Raw genomic sequence first — 20108 nt, 5'->3', positions numbered from 1 at the left:
CGCGCCCGGCGGCCCGGCGGCGAGAGGGTCCGCGCCATTGCGCGCGCCCGCGCCGCGCGGGTTCGAGCGGCGCGTTCCTTGCGTCAGGCTTCCATGAACGACACCGCCGCTGTCCCCGCTTCCACCACGCCGCGCCTGGCGCGTACCCGCGCCGACCTGTCCGAATTCCTGCGCCTGCGGCGCGAACGCCTGAGTCCCGCCGAGCTTGGTTTGCCGGCCGGCGGCCGGCGGCGCACGCCGGGACTGCGACGCGAGGAAGTGGCCGCGCTCGCCGGGGTGGGCCTGGCCTGGTACACCTGGTTCGAGCAGGGCCGCAACATCAGCGTGTCGGCCGGCTTCCTGGACAACCTGGCGCGGGTATTGAAGCTGGACGCGGCCGAGCGCCGCCACCTGTACCTGCTGGCGCACCAGCGTCCGCCGGCCGAGCCTGGCCGCACGCTCTGCACCGTGCCGCCGCAGCTGCGCCGGCTGATGGACGACCTGCCGGCCCGACCCGCCTACATCCTCAACCTGCGCTGGGACGTGGTGGCCTGGAACGCGGCGGCGGACAAGGTATTCCGCTACTCGGCGCAGGCGCCGGGCCGCCGCAACCTGCTGTGGATGCTGTTCGTCGATCCACACATGCGCGAGGTCTTCGTCGATTGGCAGGCGCAGGCGCCGCGCATGCTGTCGAGCTTTCGCCGCAGTTTCGCCAGCGCCTCCGATGTGCCCGACATCGTTGAGCTGGTCGAGGAGCTGGAGCGCGTGTCGCCGGACTTCAAGGCGTGGTGGCGCGAACACGACGTGCACGGTTCCTGCCTGGGCCTGCGCAGCCTGAATCTGGGCGCGCTGGGCGAGGTGGCGTTCGAGCACGCCACGCTGACCGTGGACGAGAACCGGCACCTGAGCCTGGTGGTGTACGCGCCGGCGCCGGACGATGCGCGGGCGGCGGACGCCGCCAAATGGCTGGCGCGCCGGCCCGCCGCGCGTGGCTCCAGAGAATAGGCGCGGCGTGGCGCTACGGCGGCGGCGCGCCCGGCTCCTATAGTCTGGGCTTGTCCGCAACGCGCCGCGCGGCGCCGTAGAAAATGAGCAAGGATTCGCTTTCCCGGCGCCAGGCGCTGGCGCTGCTGGCCGTGGTGGTGCTGGCCTGGGGCTTCACCTGGGTCGTCAGCAAGCTGTTGCTGCAATACATGACGCCCTTGTGGGCGGTGGCCGCGCGCAGCGCCGTCGGCGCCGTGGCCTTGCTGCTATTGGGGCTGGCGCTGCGCCGCGTGGCCTGGCCGGTACGTGCCGACATTCCCGTGATCCTGAGCGTGGGGCTGTTGCACATGGGCGCGTTCGCCGCGCTGGTGAGCCTGGGATTGCAGCATGTGCCGGCCGGACGCTCGGTGGTGCTGGCCTACACCACGCCGCTCTGGGTCATCCCGGCCGCGCGGCTGTTCCTGGGCGAGCCGATCGGGCCGGGCCGCCGCGCCGGGCTGCTGCTGGGGCTGGTCGGCCTGGTCCTGATCTTCAATCCGCTGGCGTTCGACTGGAGCGACCGCGAGGCCATCTTCGGCAACGCGCTGGTGCTGCTCGCGGCGCTGTGCTGGGCCGCCAACATCGTCTATGTCCGCGCGCACCGCTGGGTGACGCCGCCCTTCGAACTGGCCTTCTGGCAGGCGCTGCTGGCGACCGTGGTGTTGTCGGCGGTGGCCTGGGCGAGGGAAGGCGCGCCGCGCGTGATCTGGGGCGCGGACCTCGCGTGGCTGCTCGGCTACGGCGGGGTGTTCGGCATCGCCGTGGCGTATTGGGCGGCGGTGAACGTCAACCGCTCCTTGCCGGCCGGCGTCACATCCATCGGCCTGCTGGGCGTGCCCGTGTTCGGCCTGCTGTGCTCGGCGGCGGTGCTGGGCGAGCCCCTGGGCGGCGCGCTGCTGGCCGGCATGGGGCTGATCGTGGGGGGGATCGCGCTGGGGGTGCGCGAACGCGGAGGTTGACGGCGGGAAAGGCCGAGGTGTATCTTTCGATATATATCTTTAGATATATCTAAAGACTGACCAAGAGAGGCCCCCATGCGCCATACAGAATTCCTTGCCGCCTTTGCGCGCGCCGCGCGCCAGATGCGCCGCGACGCCCACGGCGGGCACCGCGGCGATCGCCGCGACCATGCCATGTTCCACCGCGACGGCCGCCACGCCGAACGACACGACCGTTCCGTCGGCGCGTTCTGCGGTGACTGGAACGGGCATTCCCATCGCCACGGCCATCAAGGCCATCACGGTCATCATGAACACCAGGGCCATCACGGCGACCATGAACGTCACGCCCATCACGAAGGCCACGGTTATCACGAACACCACGGCCGCCACGAAGACCACGGCATGCGCGGCCGGCACGCGCGCCATGCCAGCGGTGGCGGCTGGATGCCGGGCGGCCCTGGCGGTCGCGGCGGCGATGCCGACGACGATTTCGGCGGCGACGGCCGTGGCTGGACGCGCGGACGCCGCGTGTCGGCCGAAGACCTGCAACTGATGCTGCTGGGCCTGCTGGAGCAGAATCCCAGCCACGGCTACGAGCTTATCAAGGCGCTGGGCACGCTGAGCAACGGTTTCTACACGCCCAGCCCCGGCATGGTGTATCCCGCGCTGACGTACCTGGAAGAGCTGGGCTACGCCACCGTGGAGCAGGACGGCGCCAAGAAGCGCTACAGCCTGGCCGAGCCGGGCCGCGCATACCTCGACGCCAACCGTGATCGCCTGTCGGTGCAGTTCAACAAGTTCAAGCACATCGCGCGCAAGATGGATTGGATGCGCCAGGCATGGAGCGGCCAGCCGCCAGACCTGGGCCCCGAGGGCGAGGACCGCGCCACCGGCTGGGTGCCGGAGTTCGTGCAGGCCCGCAGCGCGCTCAAGCGCTCTCTGCTGGACAGCACCGACGCCAAGCCGGCCGAGCAGCGCCGCATCGCCGATATCCTGCGTCGCGCCACCGAAGCCATCACGGGCAAGTCCCGCGATTGATTCCCCGTTTTCCTATCCGGAGTATCCATGAGCCGTAGCGATCTATCTGTCGAGCGTGTGCGCCATCACCTGAAAATGCGCATGCTCATCGTGTCCCGCGTGGAGCGCGTGGCCGGGCTGATGGCCCGCGTCACCTTCACCGGGGCCGACCTGCAGGACTTCGTGTCGCCGTCCTTCGACGATCACGTCAAGCTGTTCTTTCCGTCCGATCCGTCTCAGCCGCTGGTCCTGCCCAGCGTCACGCCCGACGGCATCAAGTTTCCCGACGACGCGCCGCGCCCGCAGGCGCGCGACTACACGCCGCGCTATTTCGACGCGGCACGCCAGGAACTGGTCATCGACTTCGTGATGCACGGCGACGGTCCCGCATCGACCTGGGCCGAGCGCGCCGCGCCCGGCCAGGTGCTGGGTATCGGCGGCCCGCGCGGTTCCTTCGTGGTGCCGATGGGCTTCGACTGGCATGTGCTGATCGGCGACGAGACCGCCTTGCCCGCGATTTCCCGGCGGATCGAGGAATTGCCCGCGTCCGCGCAGGTCATCGCGCTGATCGAAGTGCCGGAAGCGGACAATGAAATCGCGCTGGAGACCCGCGCGCGGGCTTCGGTGCGGTGGCTGCATCGCAACGGCGTGGCGGCCGGCTACAGCACCCTGTTGCTGGAAGCCGCGCGCGAGCTGAAGCTGCCGGAAGGCGAGGGCTATGTCTGGGTGGCGGCGGAGTCTGCCACCGCTAAGGCGCTGCGCGAGATCATGGTGGGCCAGCATGGCGTGGACAAGCGCCGCATCCGCGCGGCCAGCTACTGGAAGCGCGGCGTCGCGGCCGTGCACGAGTCGCACGACGACTGAGTCTTGCTCATCCCGACAGTGGCTGGCGCCGCGGCCGCCGCGCGCGTCTGAACGCTGCGGCGGCTTTTTCAATCTCGCTTCAACGCGGTTGCACCGCCGCGCCGTCCCGTTCCCGCGCCAGCCGCAGCAGGTTGGCGGCCCGCCCGCCCGCGTCCTCGCGCAGGGCCAGCCCCAATACCGCGCGCGGCCAGTCTAGCGCGAAGGGACGGCAAGCCACGCCGTCCGGCCGCAGGTGGCGCAGCGACGCCGGCACGATGGCCACGCCCATGCCGGCGGCCACCAGATTCACCGCCGACGACAGCTGCGGCGCGCGCTGGCCGATCAGGGGATTGAGACCGTGCTGGCGGCAGGCCGCCATGATGTCGGCGCTGAGACCGTAGCCGGACTTGCGCGAATACAGAATGAAGCGTTCCTGCGCCAGATCGGCCGGCGCCAGCCGCTTGCGCCGCGCCAGCGCATGGCCCAGCGGCAGCGCCACCATCAACGGCTCTTCGTCCAGGGGGGCGAAGGCCAGGCCGCCGTCCAGCGCGAAGGGCGGCCGCACGAAGGCCGCGTCGAGCGCGCCCTCGCGCAGCTGCGCGACCAGGGTTTCGCTGTCGCCCTGGGTCAGCGTCATTTCCACATCCGGGTAGCGCTGCCGGTACTGGCGGATCAGCTCGGTCACCACGGCATTGAACGAGGCGCTTTCGGTGAAGCCCAGCGTCAGCTCGCCCACCTCGCCGCGCGCCGCGCGCCGGGCGGTCTGCAGCGCCGCGTCGGCGCGTTGCAGGATGTCCTGGGCGCAGGTCAGGAAGGCGCGTCCGGCATCGTTCAGCCGCACGCCGCGGCCCTTGCGGTCGAACAGCGGCGTGCCAACCTCTGCTTCCAGCTGGCGGATCTGCTGCGACAGCGGCGGCTGCGCCATGCCCAGCTGCTCGGCGGCCTGCGTGAAGTGCTGGGCTTCGGCGGTGGCAACGAAATAGCGCAGATGCCGCAATTCCATATTGATACCTTTTAAGTTCTAGTTATCAATTTTCCATATATTGGACATTCTAGTTCGAGCCGGCGAAGATGAGCCATCGTTCATCTTCCAAGGATTCATCATGAAAGCCAGCACCCGCTTGCGCGAACTGCTGTCGCGCGGCATCGTCGCCGCCCCCGGCGCCTACGACGGCCTGTCCGCCCGCTTGGTGGAAGCCGCGGGCTTCGACGCGGTCTACGCCAGCGGCGGCGCCATCGCCCGCGCCGCCGGCTATCCCGACATCGGTCTGCTCAGCTTCAGCGAAGTGATGGACCGCGTCGAGAAGATCGTCGACGCCGGCGGTCTGCCGGTGGTGGCCGATGCCGACACCGGCTTTGGCGGCTCGGCCAACGTGGAGCGCACCGTGCGCGCGATGGAGCGCGCCGGCGTGGCCGCCTTCCATATCGAGGATCAGTCCTTTCCCAAGCGCTGCGGCCACCTGGACGACAAGAGCCTGATCGACGCCGGGGAAATGTGCCGCAAGATCCGCATCGCGCGCCAGACGCTGTCCGACGACGACGCGCTGGTCATCGCGCGCACCGACGCCATCGCTGTGGAAGGTTTCGATGCCGCCATCGCGCGCGCCGAACGCTATATCGAGGCCGGCGCCGACATGATCTTCGTCGAGGCGCCCGAAACGCTGGAGCAGATCCGCGCCATCGCGCAGCGCCTGCCGGGCCTGAAGCTCATCAACATGTTCTACGGCGGCAAGACGCCGCTGGTGCCGCTGCCCGAGCTGGAAGCGATGGGCTATCACCTGTCCATCATCCCCTCGGACCTGCAGCGCGCCGCCATCCACGCCATGCAGGCGACGCTGGCCGAGATCCGCAAGCACGGCGACAGCAGCGGGCTGGCCGAGCGCCTGGCCAGCTTCAAGGAGCGCGAGGAGATCGTGCAGACCCGGCGTTATCTGGAGCTAGATCGGGTGTAGGGCGGGGCGTGGTCGCGTCAGCGCGGCTACGCAGGGAGCAGGGATTGCTCGGGAAGGAGCTTCAGCGATCTTCCCGGGTGTGCCACAGGCGCAGTACGTAGATGATCGAGCCCTGGATTTCGTAACGGATTTCGTACTCGCCGACCAGGATCCTCCGGACCTCTCTGGGTTCGAATTGGAAGAGCTGTTCGCCGATGCGCGGGTTGGTCAGCAAACTGGCTGGTGCCTTGGTCAGCGCTTGCACAACCCGTGAGGCGGCGGGCGGGTTTACAGAAGCCAGGAATTCATACAGGCGAGTCAGATCGGAAAGCGCCTTGCTGGTCCATTGCAGCGCCATCAGCGCGGCGCCGGCAGCGGTTGATCCGTACCCAGGCTTGCGGCCCATGCCTGAACGGCCTGGTGGTCGATGATGCGCCCGGCGTCCACATCAGCCAGCGCTTCCTGGGTCAGCCGGTCGCGTTCTTCTTCCTGGGCGATCCACGCAGAAAGCGCCTGCTTCATGATCCAGCCACGCGAGCGTTCAAGCCGCGCAGCCATCTGATCCACCTTGTCCGCCAGCGGTAGCGGGACGTGCGCGGTCAGCACTTTGGTTGCTGCTGTCATGTTGTACCTTCTGGTGGAGTGGGCTTCTGCCTCAGCGAAGAGTCAGCGGATGATCTGAAGATAATCATAGTGATTAAATTTCAATCGATCAAACCACTCATTGGGGATGCTCTCGAGCATGACGCCCGAACGTCCAATCCTGTGAACCTCCGCGTCGTGATGTCATGAAGCAACGGCGGCGAAAACACTCCCGCCGCCGTTGCCTTATTCCCCCGTCGGTTCGGCCGGGCAGCGCGGCGGCAGGCTCAGCGGCCACAGGCGCTGGCCGCGCGCATTGCGCAGGGTACGCATGCCGCACTCCATGCCAACCGAGGCCAGCATGTCGCCGCGCGTGTCGATCAGCAGGGAGGCCGCGTCGGTCGATGCCACCGCGCGCTGGTCCTGGAACGTGGAGGCGCGGGCATACGTGGCGGGGATGGCCAGCTTGCCCTGGCCGTCAACGTAGCCGTAGTGCTGGTCCACGCGCGCCACCGCCAAGCCGTCGCGGCGCTGCCACAGCTCGTCGTAGACCGGGCCGACGTGCTTGCCCTGCTCGTTGACCGCGCGCGCCTGGCCGTTGGCCAGCGCTTTCACCGCGCGGCCCTCGGAGTAAGCGCCGACCCGGCCCGGCACGGCGCTGAGCCTGGGCTTGCCGTCGGTGTCGAAGTAGTCCGTGACCATGCCCTGGTTGGCCACGTGGCGCTGCCGGATCAGCCAGTCCGAGCCAGTCGGCCAGCTCCAGTCGCCGACCGGCAGCGTGGCCACGGTATTGCCCTGCGTGTCGACAAGGCGGTCTTCCTGGCCTTCCTGGTGGCCCAGGCGCAGCGCGCGCGCCGGCGAGCCGTGGAAGACGGAACCGCCCAGGCGCTCGGGCGCGATCTGCCAGCTTCCCGAGCTGTCTACGTAGCCGAGCCGGTCGCTGCGCTGGATGCCCAGCCAGCCGCCCAGCGGCGTGATGTCGGCGTCGGAGATTTCCCGGACCGACGTCGTGTCGCGCGAGATCTGCCACAGGCGCTGGTTGGTCCGGGCCATGTAGCCGCCGGACGCGTCCTGCGCCACCTCCAGATGCGCGGCGAAGGGCGTGAGCACGCGGCCGTCGCGGGACGCCAGCGCGGACGGGCGCAGGTATTCTTCTGTCTGCGAGCCGGCCTGGCGCAGCTGCCACAGGTCGCCGACCTCCGGGCGCGCCTCGCGGTACTCGGGCGGCACGATCCACTTGCCCTGCGTGTCGATGATGCCGGCGCGGTTCTCGCCCAGCGCGGCCTCGGCCCGGCCATCGCGGAACATGCCGATGCGCTGGAACGCCGGCGGCGAGATTTCCTTGCCGGCGATGAAGTCGTACAGGCCCCAGGGATCGCCCTCGGCGGCGGTGTTCAGGAAGCGCACCAGGCCCGGGCCGGCCACTTCGGCCTCGAAGAAATCGGGCAGTTCGTACAGCTTGCCGGCGCGGTCCACGATGCGCGCGGCGCCCTGGGCATAGGCCAGTGCGTAGCCGTGGCGGAACTGGCCGATGTGTTGCTGCGGAGGCAGGTCCATGGGCTTGCCGCGCGCGTCGAGCAAGCGCATGCCGGCCTCGGTGCGGGCGACAAAGCGCATGTCGTTCGCGGCCGGCTTGTCGCCGTCCTCGTCGCCGCCGTACTCGTCTTCGGATTCGTCCAGCGAGGCCACCGATTCCCAGGATGGGTCGGTCACGATGGTGCCGTCGGCCAGCACCAGGCCGGCGCGCGCCTCCTCGCATTGGCAGTGGCCCTGCGTCAGCAGGGCCAGCGGCGCGTCCGGTCCGGCGTGGCGCAAGGCGCGCATGGGCTGCTCGCTCAGCGCGGCCAGCGCGGCGGCGTCCAGCGCCGGCTTGCCATCGGGATTGAACACGGCCAGCAGCTTGCCGTCGGCGTCGTGCAGCCACAGGCGGCCGTGGACTTCGTCGAAGCCATCGATCTGGCCGACGGCGGCGGGCAGGGCGGCGCCGTCGACCCAGCCGCCGCCTGGCGTCAGCAGGCCGAGCGGCCGGCGCGCTTCGCTCAGGAACAGCGCATAGCCTTGCGTCTGGCGCGGCGTGGCCAGATCCTTGCCCAGCGTCACCGCCTCGGTCCTGCCAGGCACCCACAGCTTCGCGGTGTCGCCGCTCATGGACAGCAGCGCCTTGCCTATCGGTTCGATGCGGCGCGATTGGCGTTCGTCGATGTTGCCCAGGCGCTGGCCCTTCGCGTCCAGCAGCTCGTAGCTGCCGCGCCGCAACTCGGCCAGCCAGAAGGCGCCCATCGGCGCCAGGCTGCGATAGCCCTTGCCTGCACCTATGGCCTCGCCCTTGGCGTCCAGCAGCACGACTTCCTCGCGGCCCTGGGCGACGGCCAGCGTCCAGCCGGACTGGACCGTGATTTCCTCGTAGCGCGGTTCGACCACCCATTCCCACTTGTCGTTCAAGAGCCCGTATTCGCCGCGCTCGGTGGCGGCGATCAGCAGATCCTTGCCGTAGGCGCCGGTAATGCGCCGGCCCGGCTCGTCGTAGCGCCGGGTGCCGTCGGGCGCCTGGTACTCGGGGCGGTAGCGCACGATCAGCCGCGCGGGCAGGCCGTCCGACAACTGCGCGTTGTCCACGGACGCGTCGAGCGCGTCGCCGGTCGGCTTGCCCTGGCGGTCGATGATCTGGCGCTTGCCGTCCAGCGTGACGATCGCCAGCCCGGCCTCGACGAAATCGGAAACTTCGTCGAAGCGCGGCGCGATGGCCATGCGGCCGCGGGCGTCGATATAGCCCCACTTGCCTTGCCACTGCACGGCGGCCAGCCCGTGATGGAAATCGCCGACCTGGTCGAAGATCGGCTTGATCGCGAGGCGGCCCTTGTCGTCCAGGAAGCCCCAGGCGTGTCCGCGCAGGGACGCATTGGTCGGCACGCGCTTGATCGGCAACAGGGCCGAGGGCAGCAGCACGGCGGCGCGGCCTTCGGAAATGGAACGGATGCAACCGCTGACGGCGTCGCTGCCGCCATCGTAGAAGCCGCCGGTCGCCAGCGGGCTGGGCGAATCGTAGGCGCAGGACGCGTGCCAGTATTGCGCCTGCGCGGCCAGGGGCAGGCCCAGCACGGCGACGGCGCAGGCCAGGCGGGTGAGGGGAATCAGGCGTAAGGTCATGACTGTCCGGCTTGGGCGGTTTCGGTGGCCGGCGCGTATTGCAAGCCGGCGGCGTCGGGGCAGGCGAGCGGCTTGGCCGGCCAGGTCACGCGCTGCTGCGCGTCCTGGATGACGACGGCGCCGCAGACCAGCGAGAACGAGGCGGCTGCCTGGCCGCGCGGGTCGATGTACATGAGCTGGTCGCCACGCCGCGCCAGGGCGCGGCCTTCGCGGAAGTCGTCGGCCCAGGCGAACTCGGGCGCGATGGCGTAGCGGCCGGTGAGGTCGATGTAGCCGTACAGCTTGCCGCTGCGCTGCTCGCGCCGCGCCCGCGCCAGGCCGTCGCGCAGCGGGCCCAGCTTGTTGAAGTACGGGCCCACGACGCGCTTGCCCTCGGCATTGACGAACCCATGGCGGCCGTTGTCGCCTTCGTACACCACCACGCCTTCGCTGGCGGTGGACGCGTCCACGCTATAGGTCTTATTGAAGCGCGCGATCTCGCGGCCCTGCATGTCCACCATCACGCTGCGCGAGCCGTCGCGGTCCTCGACCACCAGCCGCTGCATCGAGGCCAGCGGCATGGCGTCGCCCAGCCTGGCCTGCACGATGGCGCCGTTCTGGTCCATCAGGCGATAGCCCTGCGGGGTATTGACGCGCGCCAGGCCATCGGGCTGCACGAAGAAGGGATTGAACTCGCCGTTCTCGGCGGCGATCTTCATATTGCCGCGCGCGTCGATGGCGCCCTTGCGGTCGTCGTAGCTGAGCGAGATCCAGTCGCCGAACTGGCGCTGGTTCTCGGGCTTGCCCTGGAACAGGCGGACCGAACCGCCGCGCGCGTCGAACAGCATGGTGCCGCCGTCGGCCAGCAGGCCCATCTGGCGGCCGCCCTCCAGCGCCTGGGGCTTGCCGCGCAGCAGCGGCGAGGCCTTGCCGGAGGGCAGGTGGTGCAGGCGGTAGAAGCTGTCGTAGGCATCGGACTGCCCGGCCGGCTTGGCTTCTTCGGTCAGCATGTAGCCCTGGCCGAGGTAGTCCAGCCGGTACGCGCCTTCGTAGTCGGGCTTGATGCGCCATTTGCCGTCGCGGCCGATCACGCCCCAGCGGTCGCCGGATTGCGCGCGGGCCCAGTCGCCCTCGAACTTTTCGATGCCGGCCAGCGAGGGCTTGAGCGCGGGCGCGTTCTTGCGGATGTCCCACAGGCCCCAGACGCGTTCGTGATCGTCGTCCAGCGCGTAGTACGTGATCAGGCCGCCGTCGAGGTACTCGCCATTGCGGCGGACGGCATCGGGCAGGGCCGTCTTGCGGCCCAGCGCGTCGAGCAGCACGGTCTGGTTGCGGCTGTTGGCGTCAAAGGGCAGGGCCCAGGCATAGCCGCTGTTGAACGTATCCAGCTCCTGGTACCTGGGCGGCACCGCCCAGCGGCCGGCGGCGTCTATCGCGCCGACCTTGTCGTCGCGCGTGTGCGTCACCAGCGGCAGGCTGGCGTCATAAGTCGCGATGCGGCTCCACGAGGGGTCGATCACGATCTTGCCGTCGGCGGTGAGGATGCCGTTGGGCTGTTCGTAGTCGCTCGGCGATAGCGTCGCCAGCGGCAACAGCGCGGCCTCGCGCGCCGACAGCCGCTTGTCCGGCTGCACCGGCGTCACGCTGTAATCGCGCAGGCGGGCCGCCTGCGTGTGGCTCAGCAGCGGCTGGCCGTCGGCTGCGTAGATCTGGATCAGGGTCTCCGGGCGGTTGGCCGAGCCTATGGCTGCATCGGCCGCTGCCGCGGCTGCGTCGGCCGCCGCTTCCGCGACAGCTGCTTCCGCGACGGCGGCATCCACGGCCTGGCCTGCTTCCTGCGCCGCGTCCACCGCCACGGGCGCGGCATCGGCGGCTTGCGCCTCGACCGGCATGGCGGTCGGCCCTGGCGCGGGCATGTTCGCGGCGGGCTTGGGCATGATGACCATGGGCGGCGGCGGATCCGCGACGGCGGGAGGATCGGGCAGCCGATAGACCGGAAGGGGCGTCGGAGGCGCCGGGTCCGGCTCGCGCGCGGGGCGGGCCTGCGCCGCGTCGGCGGCCGCGCCCGGCTCGGCATTCCTGTCGTTGCGCTTGCGCGCCGTGCGCGGGGACGGCGGCTCGGCGAGCGAGGTGTTGGCGGCGGCCTGCGAGGCGTCGATGGCGGCGTGGGTGGCGTCAACCGCCTCGTCCGTCGCCCCGTCGGTCGTCGCATCGGTGGCGCCGTCCGAGGTCCGGGCATAGACCCAGGCGCGACCGTTCTGGATGTCCACGCGGCCTTGCGGCAGGGACAGGATGCTGAGCCGGCCGACGGGATCGACCAGCAGGATCGCTTCGTCGTCGCGCAGCACCGTCCAGCCTTCGCGCTTTTCCGGCCAGGCATAGTCCTGCCTGAAGCTGCGCATCGGCCGGAGGTCGGCGTCCAGCAGTATCGCCGGAGCGTTGTGTTCCCGCTTGACCAGCCATGCGCCCGGCGCAAGCAGCGCGACGCGATCGCCATAGCGTTGCTTCGACAGCGGTCGGCCCTGCGGGTCCACGAACTGCCAGCGCCCGTCGCGGCGCACGGCGATGACGTTGCCGTCGCGCAGCGGCGCCTCTTCGGAGCGCAGCGTTTCCGGCGGCACGGCCCAGCGGCCATTGGCGCTCAGCAGTCCCCACCAGCCGTTGTAGCGCGAGGCGCGCCGTTGCGCGGGGATCTGGCCCTGCGTCGGCTCGCCCAGCGCCATGACGTCGTCCGGCAGCGTCAGCGCGCGGCCCGTGGCGACGTTGAACAGGCGCGGCGGCTGCGGCACCTCGATTTCGGCCAGCGTCTGTCCGGGCCGGAAGCCCCAGCTGCGCGCGCCCAGCGGCAGCGTCTTGACTGTCTGGCCCTGGCGGTCGATGAGCACGTCGCGCTCGTCGATCCGGACCAGCGCCGTGCCTTGCGCGTTGAAGCCGGTTGCTTCCGCGTAGGCCGGGCGGATGGCCCAGGCGCCCTTGGCGTCGATATAGCCCCACAGGTCGTCCTGGCGCACCGCGGCCAGCCCGTTCTGGAACGGCGTGGCCTCCTGGAACGCGGGCGCGATGGCCATGCGGCCTTGCTTGTCGATATAGCCCCAGCGGCCGGCCTCATCTTCCTCGCTGCCGGTCATGACGGCGGCCAGTCCTTCGTGGAAGGGCTGCGCGCAGGGCGTGTAGGGATTGATCTCGTAGGTGCCGCGCTGGCATTCGCGCTGCCAGTCGGACATGGCGTGGGCGGGGCCGGCACCCAGGGCGGCCAGCGCGGCGGCCAGCGCCAGCGGACGGAAGAACGGCGCGCGCGTCATGCCGCCTCGCGCGCGGGGAAGGGTGCGCGCGTGCGCGCCGTCTGGATGTTGCCTGGCCGGACCTGCCGCATGGTATGTCTGCCGGAATAGTTGGGAAGGGGGCACTGTAACCAAGCATGGCCGGCATCGCTGCGATAAATGTAACTATAGAAAACGATCCGTTAACAAGACGCCGGCATGGGCGCCGCGCGTCGCGGCGAGTCGCCCGCGTCAGCCCGCTCTGCGCAGTTCGCCTCGGGTGCGCGGCACGGCGCGCCGGCCGTCATCGCCTGGCATGCGCCGCGCGCATGCGGAACGTGAAAAATAATCGGTTGAGCACGCGCCCGCGCGAGGCTGTAATGCCATCATGCCCGCCAGCATGGGGGCCGACGCCACACGCCGGAGTCCGCCATGCCCCTTGCCGCCTCTTCCTCGCCGCCGCGCGTCACGCCCGCCCTGCTGTGGGCCATGGTGCTGGCCGGCGGCGTCATCATGGGCCTGGCCCTGGGCGTGCGCCATGTGCAGGGGCTGTTCCTGCTGCCGGTCAGCATGGACCGGGGCTGGTCGCGCGAAACCTTCGCCATGGCCATGGCGCTGCAGAACCTGACCTGGGGCGTCGCCCAGCCCTTCACCGGCATGATCGCCGACCGCCATGGTTCGGCCAAGGTCATCGCCGCCGGGCTGGTTTTCTATGCGGTCGGACTGATCGGCATGACGCTCGCGGTCACGCCGGCGATGTTCTTGCTGACGGCGGGGATCTGCGTCGGCATCGCCCTGTCCGGCACCGCCTTCGCCGTCATCTACGGCGCGTTGAGCCGGCTGGTCGCGCCCGAGCGGCGCAGCTGGGCGCTGGCCGTGGCCGGCGCGGTCGGGGGATTGGGGCAGTTCACGCTGGTGCCGGCGGCGCAGTGGCTGATCAGCGGCGCGGGCTGGACGCGGGCGCTGTCGCTGTTCGCCGTGGCGCTGGCCGTGGCCTTGCCGCTGGCGCTGATCCTGCGGGAAGCGCGGCGCCACGCGTCCGGCGTCGGCCCGTCGGAGCGCGACCAGCCGTTGGGGCAGGCGATCCGCGAAGCCTTCGCGCAGCGCGGCTTCTGGCTGCTGAACCTGGGTTTCCTGGCCTGCGGCTTCCAGCTGGCCTTCATCGGCACGCACTTGCCCGCCTATCTGGCCGACCGTGGCCTGCGCGCGGCCGATGGCGTGGCGGCGCTGGCCATCATCGCGCTGGCCAATATCGCCGGCACCTATGTCTGCGGCATCCTGGGCGCGCGGTATCGCCGCAAGCACCTGTTGGCCTACATCTACCTGATCCGCGCCGGCGCGATGGCGCTGTTCTTCCTGCTGCCGCTGTCGGTGTGGTCGGTCTACGCCTTCTCGGCCGTCATGGGCTTCATCTGGCTGGGCACGGTGCCGCTGACCAATGGCCTGATCTCGCAGGTGTTCGGCGTGCGCTACATCACCACGCTGTTCGGCTTCGTGTTCTTCGGCCACCAGCTGGGCTCGTTCCTGGGCGTGTGGCTGGGCGGGCTGGTGTACGAGGCCACGCACTCCTACGACCTGATCTGGCTGGGCGCGATCGCGCTGGGGCTGCTGGCAGCCATGCTGCATTGGCCCATCGACGACCGCGAACTGCCGCGCCCGCGCATGGCGCCGGCACGCGCCTGAAGGCCGGCCCCGGCGCCCGCGCGCGGGAACGGCGCCGGGGCGCTACAGCGGCCGATGCTGCGTGCCCGCGCCCATCGTGATGTGCAGCATGCGACAGGGGGCGGCCGCCTTGGCCGTGTGCCAGACGCCCCTGGGCACGACATAGGCCTGGTCGGCGCGCAGGATCACGGACTGGATGCCGGTGGGCCATTCCAGCTGCAACTCGGTTTCACCGGCGATCACACGCAGCAGCTCGTCGGCCTCGGGGTGCATTTCCCACTGTTTCCAGTCCGAGGCGAATTCATATTCCGACACCAGCCAGCCTCGGCCGTAGGCGTCGAGCTGGTCCGGCGACTGCGACCAGAAGGCATTGCCGCCCTGTGTCGTGATGGAGGCGCCGTCGGGGTTGAGCAGCACGTAGTGCTTCGTGAGATCGGTGGCCATGGCATGCGCTCCTGCGCGGGGTGAGGTTGCGGCCATGGTACGGCCATTCCATGTCAGCGGAAAAGCGGTTGGAGCGGCGACAGGGAGGCCCGTCTTCAATGGCCGGCGGCGGCCTGCCTGATCCAGTCGGCGATGTCGCGCACGGCAGGCTGCACGTAGGCTTCGCGGCCCAGCAGCATGAAGCGCAGCTTTTTCCAGAGCGTCCAGTCGCTGGCGATCTGGTCGTTGAATTGCGGCGCGCGCAGCAGCACGTGGCCGGCGTCGGGCACCAGCATGACGCGCTTGTCCGGTGCGTCGGCGAACAGCAGGCGATAGCGCGCGGCGTTCACGGCTGCATCGACGTTCGGGTCCATCTCGCCCCACACGGCCAGCACCGGGCCGCGCATTTTCGGGATCCAGCCGGACGCATCCGACAGATAGTTGCGTTGCACGTAGCGGGCGCGCGCCGGAGTCATGTCGGGCCGCGCCGCCAGCACATCCGCCAGCGGACGTGGTTTGCCGAACAGCGCGTCGTTGCTAGTCTGTTCGGCCGCCAGGCGGCGTTCGATCTCGTCGGCCGCCACGCCCTGGGCCTGCAGCCGCTTGCGCGTGTAGTAGGCGCCCTGGTCACGCCAGTTCACCGCGCCGCCGATGATGACGGTGAAGGCGGGTTGCGCGCGGCTGGCGACGATGGGCAGCACCCAGCCCGCTTGCGAGTAGCCCAGGAAGCCGACCTTGGCGGCATCCACGCCGGGTTCGGAGCGCACGCGCAGGTAGGCGGCCATGGCCTCGGCGGCGCGGTCCTGCATGGATTGGTCCAGCCAGTTGCCGGCGCTGCGGCCCACGCCGGGCTTGTCCCAGGTGAACACGCCGATGCCCTGGTCCAGCAGTTGGTTGATGAAGGGCAGGTAGCCGTCGTCCGCGTAGCGGTCCTGCGGGCCGTCGCCGTGCACGAACAGGGCCACCGGCGGCGCGGCCACGTCGCGCGGCAGGATCAGCGTGCCGGACAGACGGTCCGTCCCGGCATGGAAGGTGAGCGTGCGCGTCGTCGCCGATTCCAGCGAGAAGTCGCGCAGGCCGCTGAAGCACAGCAGCGCGGCGATCGCGGCGCTCAGGGCGAGTACGGCGGCGATGACGATCCGCGCGCGCCGGCGCAGCGGGAACAAGGTCGACGGAAAGGTGGGCAAGACAGGCCTGTCGTGGTCGGTATGCGCGGTTTTATTGTTAGATTGTTTAGTCTAATTATTATTCATGGCGCCCGGGGACCTGTCAAATCGCGCACCGGCGGGCGCGGCGCGGATACCGGGGGCGATGCGCCATGGCGGTCGCTGCAGGGTTACAGTAGGGGCCTCGCGGACGGGCCTTCGCCCGCGCCGCCATCATGAACAGCCATGGCCGCCGCGTCGCCTGACGCGGCGATGCAGTGGCGCACGGGGGAACAGCATGAATCGCGGATTCGAAGGCGTCAGGCCGGCGTCCGAATCATCCATCGAGATCAGTTTCGAGTTCGAAGGCCGGCGCTGCGTCGAGCGCATCCGCGCCAAGCCCACCGCCGCCAACCTGAAGCGCGCCGCCGAGCGCAGGAGCGCCATCCAGGCAGCCATCGCGCGCGGCGATTTCGATTACGACACCGAATTTCCCAAGCGCGGCGCTGCCGGCAAGCCCACTCAAGATCCAGCATGACCAGCGATACCTCCATACCCCTGCAGGACCTGACGCCCGACACTTTCCGCGCCTATGGCTGGATGCTGGGCAAGCCCATGCCGGACGGCAATGGCGTGCCGCTATTCACGAACGCCGCCACGGATTTCTGGCAGGAACACGTGTTCAACACGGGCGGCGGCGGCGATGCCGAACTCTTGTGGGTCAACTATCGCAGCCGCGACGCCGACATCGCCAGCCTGGAAAAGCATCTGCTGACCCAGCAGGCCATCGTGCCGCTGACCGGCGCGGTGGTGCAGGTGGTGGCGCAGAGCGCGCAGGACGGCAGCCCGGACCTGGCCACGCTGGCGGCCTTTCGCGTGCCGCAGGGGCAGGGCGTCTGCATGCGCGCCGGCTGCTGGCACGCGACGCGCGTGGCCGGCGATGAAGTGGCCTGTCTGATGCTCACGCGTCGCTCGACCACGCTGGACCTGATCCAGCACCTGAGCACGGACGCATCGATCACGGAAAGCGCCATCGCGGCGATTCCGGCGCATCGCCTGGCCGGCCTGGAACGCCTGGACTGAGCCGCGCCCGGCGAGGCGGCGGCCCTAGAAATCGTCGCTGCGCCAGACCTTCAGCACGCGGCCGAAGATCTGCAGGTCCATGCCTTCGGTAATGTCCCAGGCGTCGTACTTGGGGTTTTCCGATTTCGCGCGGATCAGCAGGCCGCGCGCGCTGGGTATGCGCTGCAGGCGCTTGATGAACCCCTCGTTGCCGACGCGGAAGAAGAACACGCCGTCGATATCGGCCTTTTCCACGCCCAGGTCCACCAGCAGCGGATCGCCCGGATTGAACATGGGGCGCATGCTGTCGCCGAAACCCGTCACCACGCAGAGCTTGTTGGCCGCCGTGTAGTGGCGCACGTTCCTGTGCAGCCATTCCTGGCTGACGCGCAGACTCTGGATCACGCCCGGCTGGTCGCGCAGTTCCACGCCCGCGCCCATGGCGCCACCGGTGTCGAAGCGCGGGATGCGCAGGTCATCGTCATCCGTGGACGGCTGATGCGGCGAGTCCAGCACCAGCGAGCCGGACCCCGAACCGGCGTCGGCCGATTCGTCCAGCAATTGCTCCAGCGTCAGGCCCAGCCCGGCGGCCAGCCGTGATGCGTACTTCGAGCGTTCGCTGTCGCGGCCTTCGAGCGCGGCGATGGTGCCGACGCCCACGCCGGTGCGGGCTTCGAGTTGTTCGAGGGTGAGGCCGAGCGCGCTGCGGTAGCGCCTGATTTGTTTTCCGAGTGCCATGGGGTGGGACGCTAACAGTTGTGGAAAATTGTGCAACAACAAGTGTTGAAATCAGAATTATACATTTGTAGAATTGCCTTATGAACCACACGAAATATGTACGTCTTTCAGATGGAAGCATTGGTAGCGTATTGCTACTGAAACCCGGCTGTCCGCCGCTGGGCGCGTTGCAGCGCGCCCGGGCCGGCGCGGCGCCGGCAAGACTGGCGGCGGAGCCAGGCAAGGCAATGGATCACATGGACAAGGAGCGGCAGATGGAACAGGCAAGGCAGGCGGTATTACGGGTGTCGCAGGGCTGGGTCGCGCCGGCGCGGCGCGAGGCGGCGGTCACGCCCAAGGCGGCGGCGCCGCGCGCGGTCATCAGGCTGGCGCCGCGCACGGCGCCCACGGAAGCCGATCAGGCCGAAGCCCTGATCATGGACTGGTATCACTGGACCCGCGGCTATCGCCCCAAGCTGGGCGTGGGCCGCATCGCCGCCTTCGCGCGCGGCATGGTGCCGGACGACGCCTATGTCGACAGCGAAGACGTGGATGCGCGTTTGAACGCCGCGCGTTGCCAGCAGGTGGACTTGTGCATCGACGAGCTGCCCTGGCAGCAGCGCGCCGCCATCGGCGTGCATGCCGGCAACAAGGCCGCCGGCGCGGCCGTGTTCCGCAATCCACGCCTGTCGCCGCAAGCGCAGCATGCCGCCTACCTGGACGCGCGCGCCGCCTTGTTGCCGGCGCTGCGCCGGCGCGCGCTGCTGGTCGCTGGCCAGGTGCGACACGCCGATCGCCAAAGCGCTTGTGAGGGTCGGGCGGCCGCTGCATAATGATTTCCGTCGGGGCAAGTTGCGCCCGGCCAAAACAGAACCCGCGGAACTGCACCGACTAGCAGGCCGCGGGTTTTTTGTTGCCGGCCGATCGCCGCATTCCGACAGGTTTTCAAAGAGGCTCCCGGGCGCATGCCCAGGAGCCTCTTTTTCTTCGCAGGACCATTCCGTCCGCGGCGCACGCGACTTGCGTGACGCAAGCGCATCGCCATGCGCGCGGCCCGGTGGTCCTTCTTTCATGGATGCGCGGCAGGGGCCGCCATTCCGTTTCGCCCGCCATTTCCGGCGGGTTTTTTTTGGAGTCAGCAATGGCTGGTACTACCGTTTCGCAATTCGTTCAGACCCAGGGCACGCAGCTGGAAGTGTCCACCACGAGCACCAACGACCTGGCCGCCACCGGCCTGACCTACGCCGACCTGGCCATCACCATCAAGGACCCGAACTTCCAGGGCGGCCAGACCACCGAGATCGACGTCACCGTGCTCAAGTCCGCCGCCAAGGAATACGCGCTGGGCCTGGACGACAGCGGCACCTTCAGCATGGCCGGCAACTGGAAGGCCGGCGACGCCGCCCAGAAGGTGCTGGTCGCGGCCCGCAGCGACAAGAAGAGCCGCGCCTTCCGCGTGACCTTCGCCGATGGCTCGAAGTTCGAGTTCCTGGGCCTGGTCACGCAATACCAGTGGCAAGGCCAGCTGGACAACGTCGTGTCCGCCACGTTCAACGTGCGCGTCACCGGCGCCGTCAAGATGACCGACGCCCCGGCCAACGGAGGCTGAGCGCCATGACGGACACGTCCATCAAGGCCCGCGCCAAGGCGCCAGCCAGCCTGCGCGACCGGGTCACCGATCCGCTGGCGGGCTTTCGCTCGGAAGCGCTGAACGTTCCCGAGTGGGACGGCGCCAGCGTGATCGTGCGCGCGCCCAGTCCCAGCGATCACCTGTTCCACATCCGCGCCATCTGGGCCGCCGCGGGCGTCACGCCCGGCGAGGCCGATGACAGCGTGCGCGCCAAGCTGGACGCGCCGGGCGTGGACTACACCCGCGCCTCGGCCAGCCTGCTGGTGCGCACGCTGTACGAGCAGACCGAAGCCGGCCCGCGCCGCGTCTTCGGCGACGCCGACGTGGACGCCGTGGCCGCGGCTTTCGGCCCGGCGCACCTGATGCTGGCGGCCAAGGCGATCGAGCTGGGCAACCTCGGGGAGGGAGCCGACGCGCACGCAAAAAAGCCTTCCAGGAAACGCCAGACCTCCGTTTCCTGATGATCCTGGCCCTTCGGCTGGGCCGCACCCTGGGCGAGTTGATGGATGCCATTGACACCCATGAGCTGTCCCTGTGGCGGGAGTTCAACCGCCAGTCGCCGCTGGGCGACGAGCGCGCCGACCTGCTGGCCGCCAGCCTTGCCGCCGTGGTGGCGCAGGCGGCGGGCGCCAAGGTCCGCGTCACGGACATGCTGGTGCGCTGGGACGCCGACGATGCGCAGCCGTCCGCCGAGGCGGGCGCCGACGCATTGAAGGCGTTCCTGCTGTCGAAGGTCAACAAGGGGTCTTGATGACGTGTCCGGCCCG

Annotated in this window: 21 protein-coding genes; 12 read left to right on the top strand and 9 right to left on the bottom strand. The window is 69.5% G+C overall.

The genetic code is table 11. The annotated features are described in order from the left end of the window. The first annotated feature begins 93 nt into the window (after positions 1–93). Both ACEU5R_RS01020 and ACEU5R_RS01015 read left to right on the top strand, forming a co-directional pair. Positions 94–984 carry a helix-turn-helix transcriptional regulator gene (locus tag ACEU5R_RS01020; protein WP_392408840.1) on the top strand — a complete coding sequence of 297 codons (891 nt, stop codon included), beginning with the start codon at positions 94–96 and terminating at the stop codon, positions 982–984. A gap of 83 nt (positions 985–1067) precedes the next feature. Continuing rightward, complete coding sequence (locus ACEU5R_RS01015) at positions 1068–1961, top strand: DMT family transporter (RefSeq protein WP_392408839.1); 894 nt, start codon at positions 1068–1070, stop codon at positions 1959–1961. Positions 1962–2000: 39 nt separating this feature from the next. Here the strand turns inward: ACEU5R_RS01015 and ACEU5R_RS01010 are convergent, their stop codons facing one another. Continuing rightward, entirely contained in the window at positions 2001–2369 is a 369-nt protein-coding gene (locus tag ACEU5R_RS01010; RefSeq protein WP_392408838.1) for a hypothetical protein, read from the bottom strand. On the opposite strand from ACEU5R_RS01010, the gene ACEU5R_RS01005 reads away from it, so the two are divergent. Continuing rightward, positions 2346–2981 (top strand): PadR family transcriptional regulator, encoded by a 636-nt coding sequence (locus ACEU5R_RS01005; RefSeq protein WP_392408837.1) that lies wholly within the window; start codon positions 2346–2348, stop codon positions 2979–2981. The genes ACEU5R_RS01010 and ACEU5R_RS01005 overlap by 24 nt on opposite strands. 27 nt (positions 2982–3008) lie before the next feature. Further along, complete coding sequence (locus ACEU5R_RS01000) at positions 3009–3824, top strand: siderophore-interacting protein (protein ID WP_392408836.1); 816 nt, start codon at positions 3009–3011, stop codon at positions 3822–3824. 79 nt (positions 3825–3903) lie between these two features. Here ACEU5R_RS01000 and ACEU5R_RS00995 read toward each other — a convergent pair whose 3' ends face one another. Beyond that, on the bottom strand, positions 3904–4806 hold the full coding sequence (locus ACEU5R_RS00995; protein WP_392408835.1) for a LysR family transcriptional regulator: 903 nt from the start codon (positions 4804–4806) through the stop codon (positions 3904–3906). 100 nt (positions 4807–4906) lie between these two features. On the opposite strand from ACEU5R_RS00995, the gene ACEU5R_RS00990 reads away from it, so the two are divergent. After that, positions 4907–5755, top strand: a complete 849-nt coding sequence (locus ACEU5R_RS00990) for an oxaloacetate decarboxylase (protein WP_103271264.1) — start codon at positions 4907–4909, stop codon at positions 5753–5755. Between the two features lie 61 nt (positions 5756–5816). On the opposite strand, the gene ACEU5R_RS00985 is transcribed toward ACEU5R_RS00990, so the two are convergent. The 4 genes from ACEU5R_RS00985 to ACEU5R_RS00970 form a co-directional block, all read right to left on the bottom strand. Beyond that, positions 5817–6092, bottom strand: a complete 276-nt coding sequence (locus ACEU5R_RS00985; RefSeq protein ID WP_392408834.1) for a type II toxin-antitoxin system RelE/ParE family toxin — start codon at positions 6090–6092, stop codon at positions 5817–5819. Further along, positions 6092–6358, bottom strand: coding sequence for a CopG family ribbon-helix-helix protein (locus ACEU5R_RS00980; protein ID WP_392408833.1), 267 nt, complete (start codon positions 6356–6358; stop codon positions 6092–6094). Before ACEU5R_RS00980 ends, ACEU5R_RS00985 begins: the two co-directional genes overlap by 1 nt. A 204-nt stretch (positions 6359–6562) precedes the next feature. Continuing rightward, the gene (locus tag ACEU5R_RS00975; protein ID WP_392408832.1) at positions 6563–9463 is read right to left on the bottom strand and encodes a WG repeat-containing protein; all 2901 of its coding nucleotides are present in this window, start codon (positions 9461–9463) and stop codon (positions 6563–6565) included. Beyond that, entirely contained in the window at positions 9460–12744 is a 3285-nt protein-coding gene (locus ACEU5R_RS00970; RefSeq protein ID WP_392408831.1) for a WG repeat-containing protein, read from the bottom strand. Before ACEU5R_RS00970 ends, ACEU5R_RS00975 begins: the two co-directional genes overlap by 4 nt. A 390-nt stretch (positions 12745–13134) precedes the next feature. Between ACEU5R_RS00970 and ACEU5R_RS00965 the strand changes: the two genes are divergently transcribed. Continuing rightward, positions 13135–14385 carry an MFS transporter gene (locus ACEU5R_RS00965; protein ID WP_392408830.1) on the top strand — a complete coding sequence of 417 codons (1251 nt, stop codon included), beginning with the start codon at positions 13135–13137 and terminating at the stop codon, positions 14383–14385. Positions 14386–14427: 42 nt separating this feature from the next. On the opposite strand, the gene ACEU5R_RS00960 is transcribed toward ACEU5R_RS00965, so the two are convergent. Next, the gene (locus tag ACEU5R_RS00960; protein WP_103271261.1) at positions 14428–14808 is read right to left on the bottom strand and encodes a cupin domain-containing protein; all 381 of its coding nucleotides are present in this window, start codon (positions 14806–14808) and stop codon (positions 14428–14430) included. 95 nt (positions 14809–14903) lie between these two features. Then, positions 14904–15974: an alpha/beta hydrolase family protein gene (locus ACEU5R_RS00955; protein ID WP_392408829.1), complete on the bottom strand. Its 1071-nt coding sequence runs from the start codon at positions 15972–15974 to the stop codon at positions 14904–14906. A gap of 256 nt (positions 15975–16230) precedes the next feature. Between ACEU5R_RS00955 and ACEU5R_RS00950 the strand changes: the two genes are divergently transcribed. Both ACEU5R_RS00950 and ACEU5R_RS00945 read left to right on the top strand, forming a co-directional pair. Next, positions 16231–16470, top strand: coding sequence for an Arm DNA-binding domain-containing protein (locus ACEU5R_RS00950; RefSeq protein ID WP_212315762.1), 240 nt, complete (start codon positions 16231–16233; stop codon positions 16468–16470). Then, positions 16467–17015 carry an ureidoglycolate lyase gene (locus tag ACEU5R_RS00945; protein ID WP_103271259.1) on the top strand — a complete coding sequence of 183 codons (549 nt, stop codon included), beginning with the start codon at positions 16467–16469 and terminating at the stop codon, positions 17013–17015. Before ACEU5R_RS00950 ends, ACEU5R_RS00945 begins: the two co-directional genes overlap by 4 nt. A 24-nt stretch (positions 17016–17039) precedes the next feature. On the opposite strand, the gene ACEU5R_RS00940 is transcribed toward ACEU5R_RS00945, so the two are convergent. Then, on the bottom strand, positions 17040–17732 hold the full coding sequence (locus tag ACEU5R_RS00940; protein ID WP_103271258.1) for a S24 family peptidase: 693 nt from the start codon (positions 17730–17732) through the stop codon (positions 17040–17042). 227 nt (positions 17733–17959) lie between these two features. Here ACEU5R_RS00940 and ACEU5R_RS00935 point away from each other — a divergent pair, with 227 nt between their 5' ends. The 4 genes from ACEU5R_RS00935 to ACEU5R_RS00920 all read left to right on the top strand — a co-directional run bounded on the left by ACEU5R_RS00935 (position 17960) and on the right by ACEU5R_RS00920 (position 20092). Further along, the gene (locus ACEU5R_RS00935) at positions 17960–18544 is read left to right on the top strand and encodes a hypothetical protein (RefSeq protein WP_392408827.1); all 585 of its coding nucleotides are present in this window, start codon (positions 17960–17962) and stop codon (positions 18542–18544) included. A gap of 308 nt (positions 18545–18852) precedes the next feature. Next, positions 18853–19320 (top strand): phage tail tube protein, encoded by a 468-nt coding sequence (locus ACEU5R_RS00930; RefSeq protein ID WP_103271255.1) that lies wholly within the window; start codon positions 18853–18855, stop codon positions 19318–19320. Between the two features lie 5 nt (positions 19321–19325). Next, entirely contained in the window at positions 19326–19802 is a 477-nt protein-coding gene (locus ACEU5R_RS00925; RefSeq protein ID WP_103271254.1) for a phage tail assembly chaperone, read from the top strand. Continuing rightward, positions 19802–20092, top strand: coding sequence for a DUF4035 domain-containing protein (locus ACEU5R_RS00920; RefSeq protein ID WP_103271253.1), 291 nt, complete (start codon positions 19802–19804; stop codon positions 20090–20092). The genes ACEU5R_RS00925 and ACEU5R_RS00920 overlap by 1 nt, the downstream gene beginning before the upstream one ends. The last annotated feature ends 16 nt before the right edge of the window (positions 20093–20108 follow it).

Origin of the sequence: Achromobacter sp. 413638 (genome assembly GCF_043119405.1) — a bacterium.
GTDB lineage: Bacteria > Pseudomonadota > Gammaproteobacteria > Burkholderiales > Burkholderiaceae_B > Achromobacter.
This window is presented reverse-complemented; position numbering and strand designations above follow the sequence as displayed.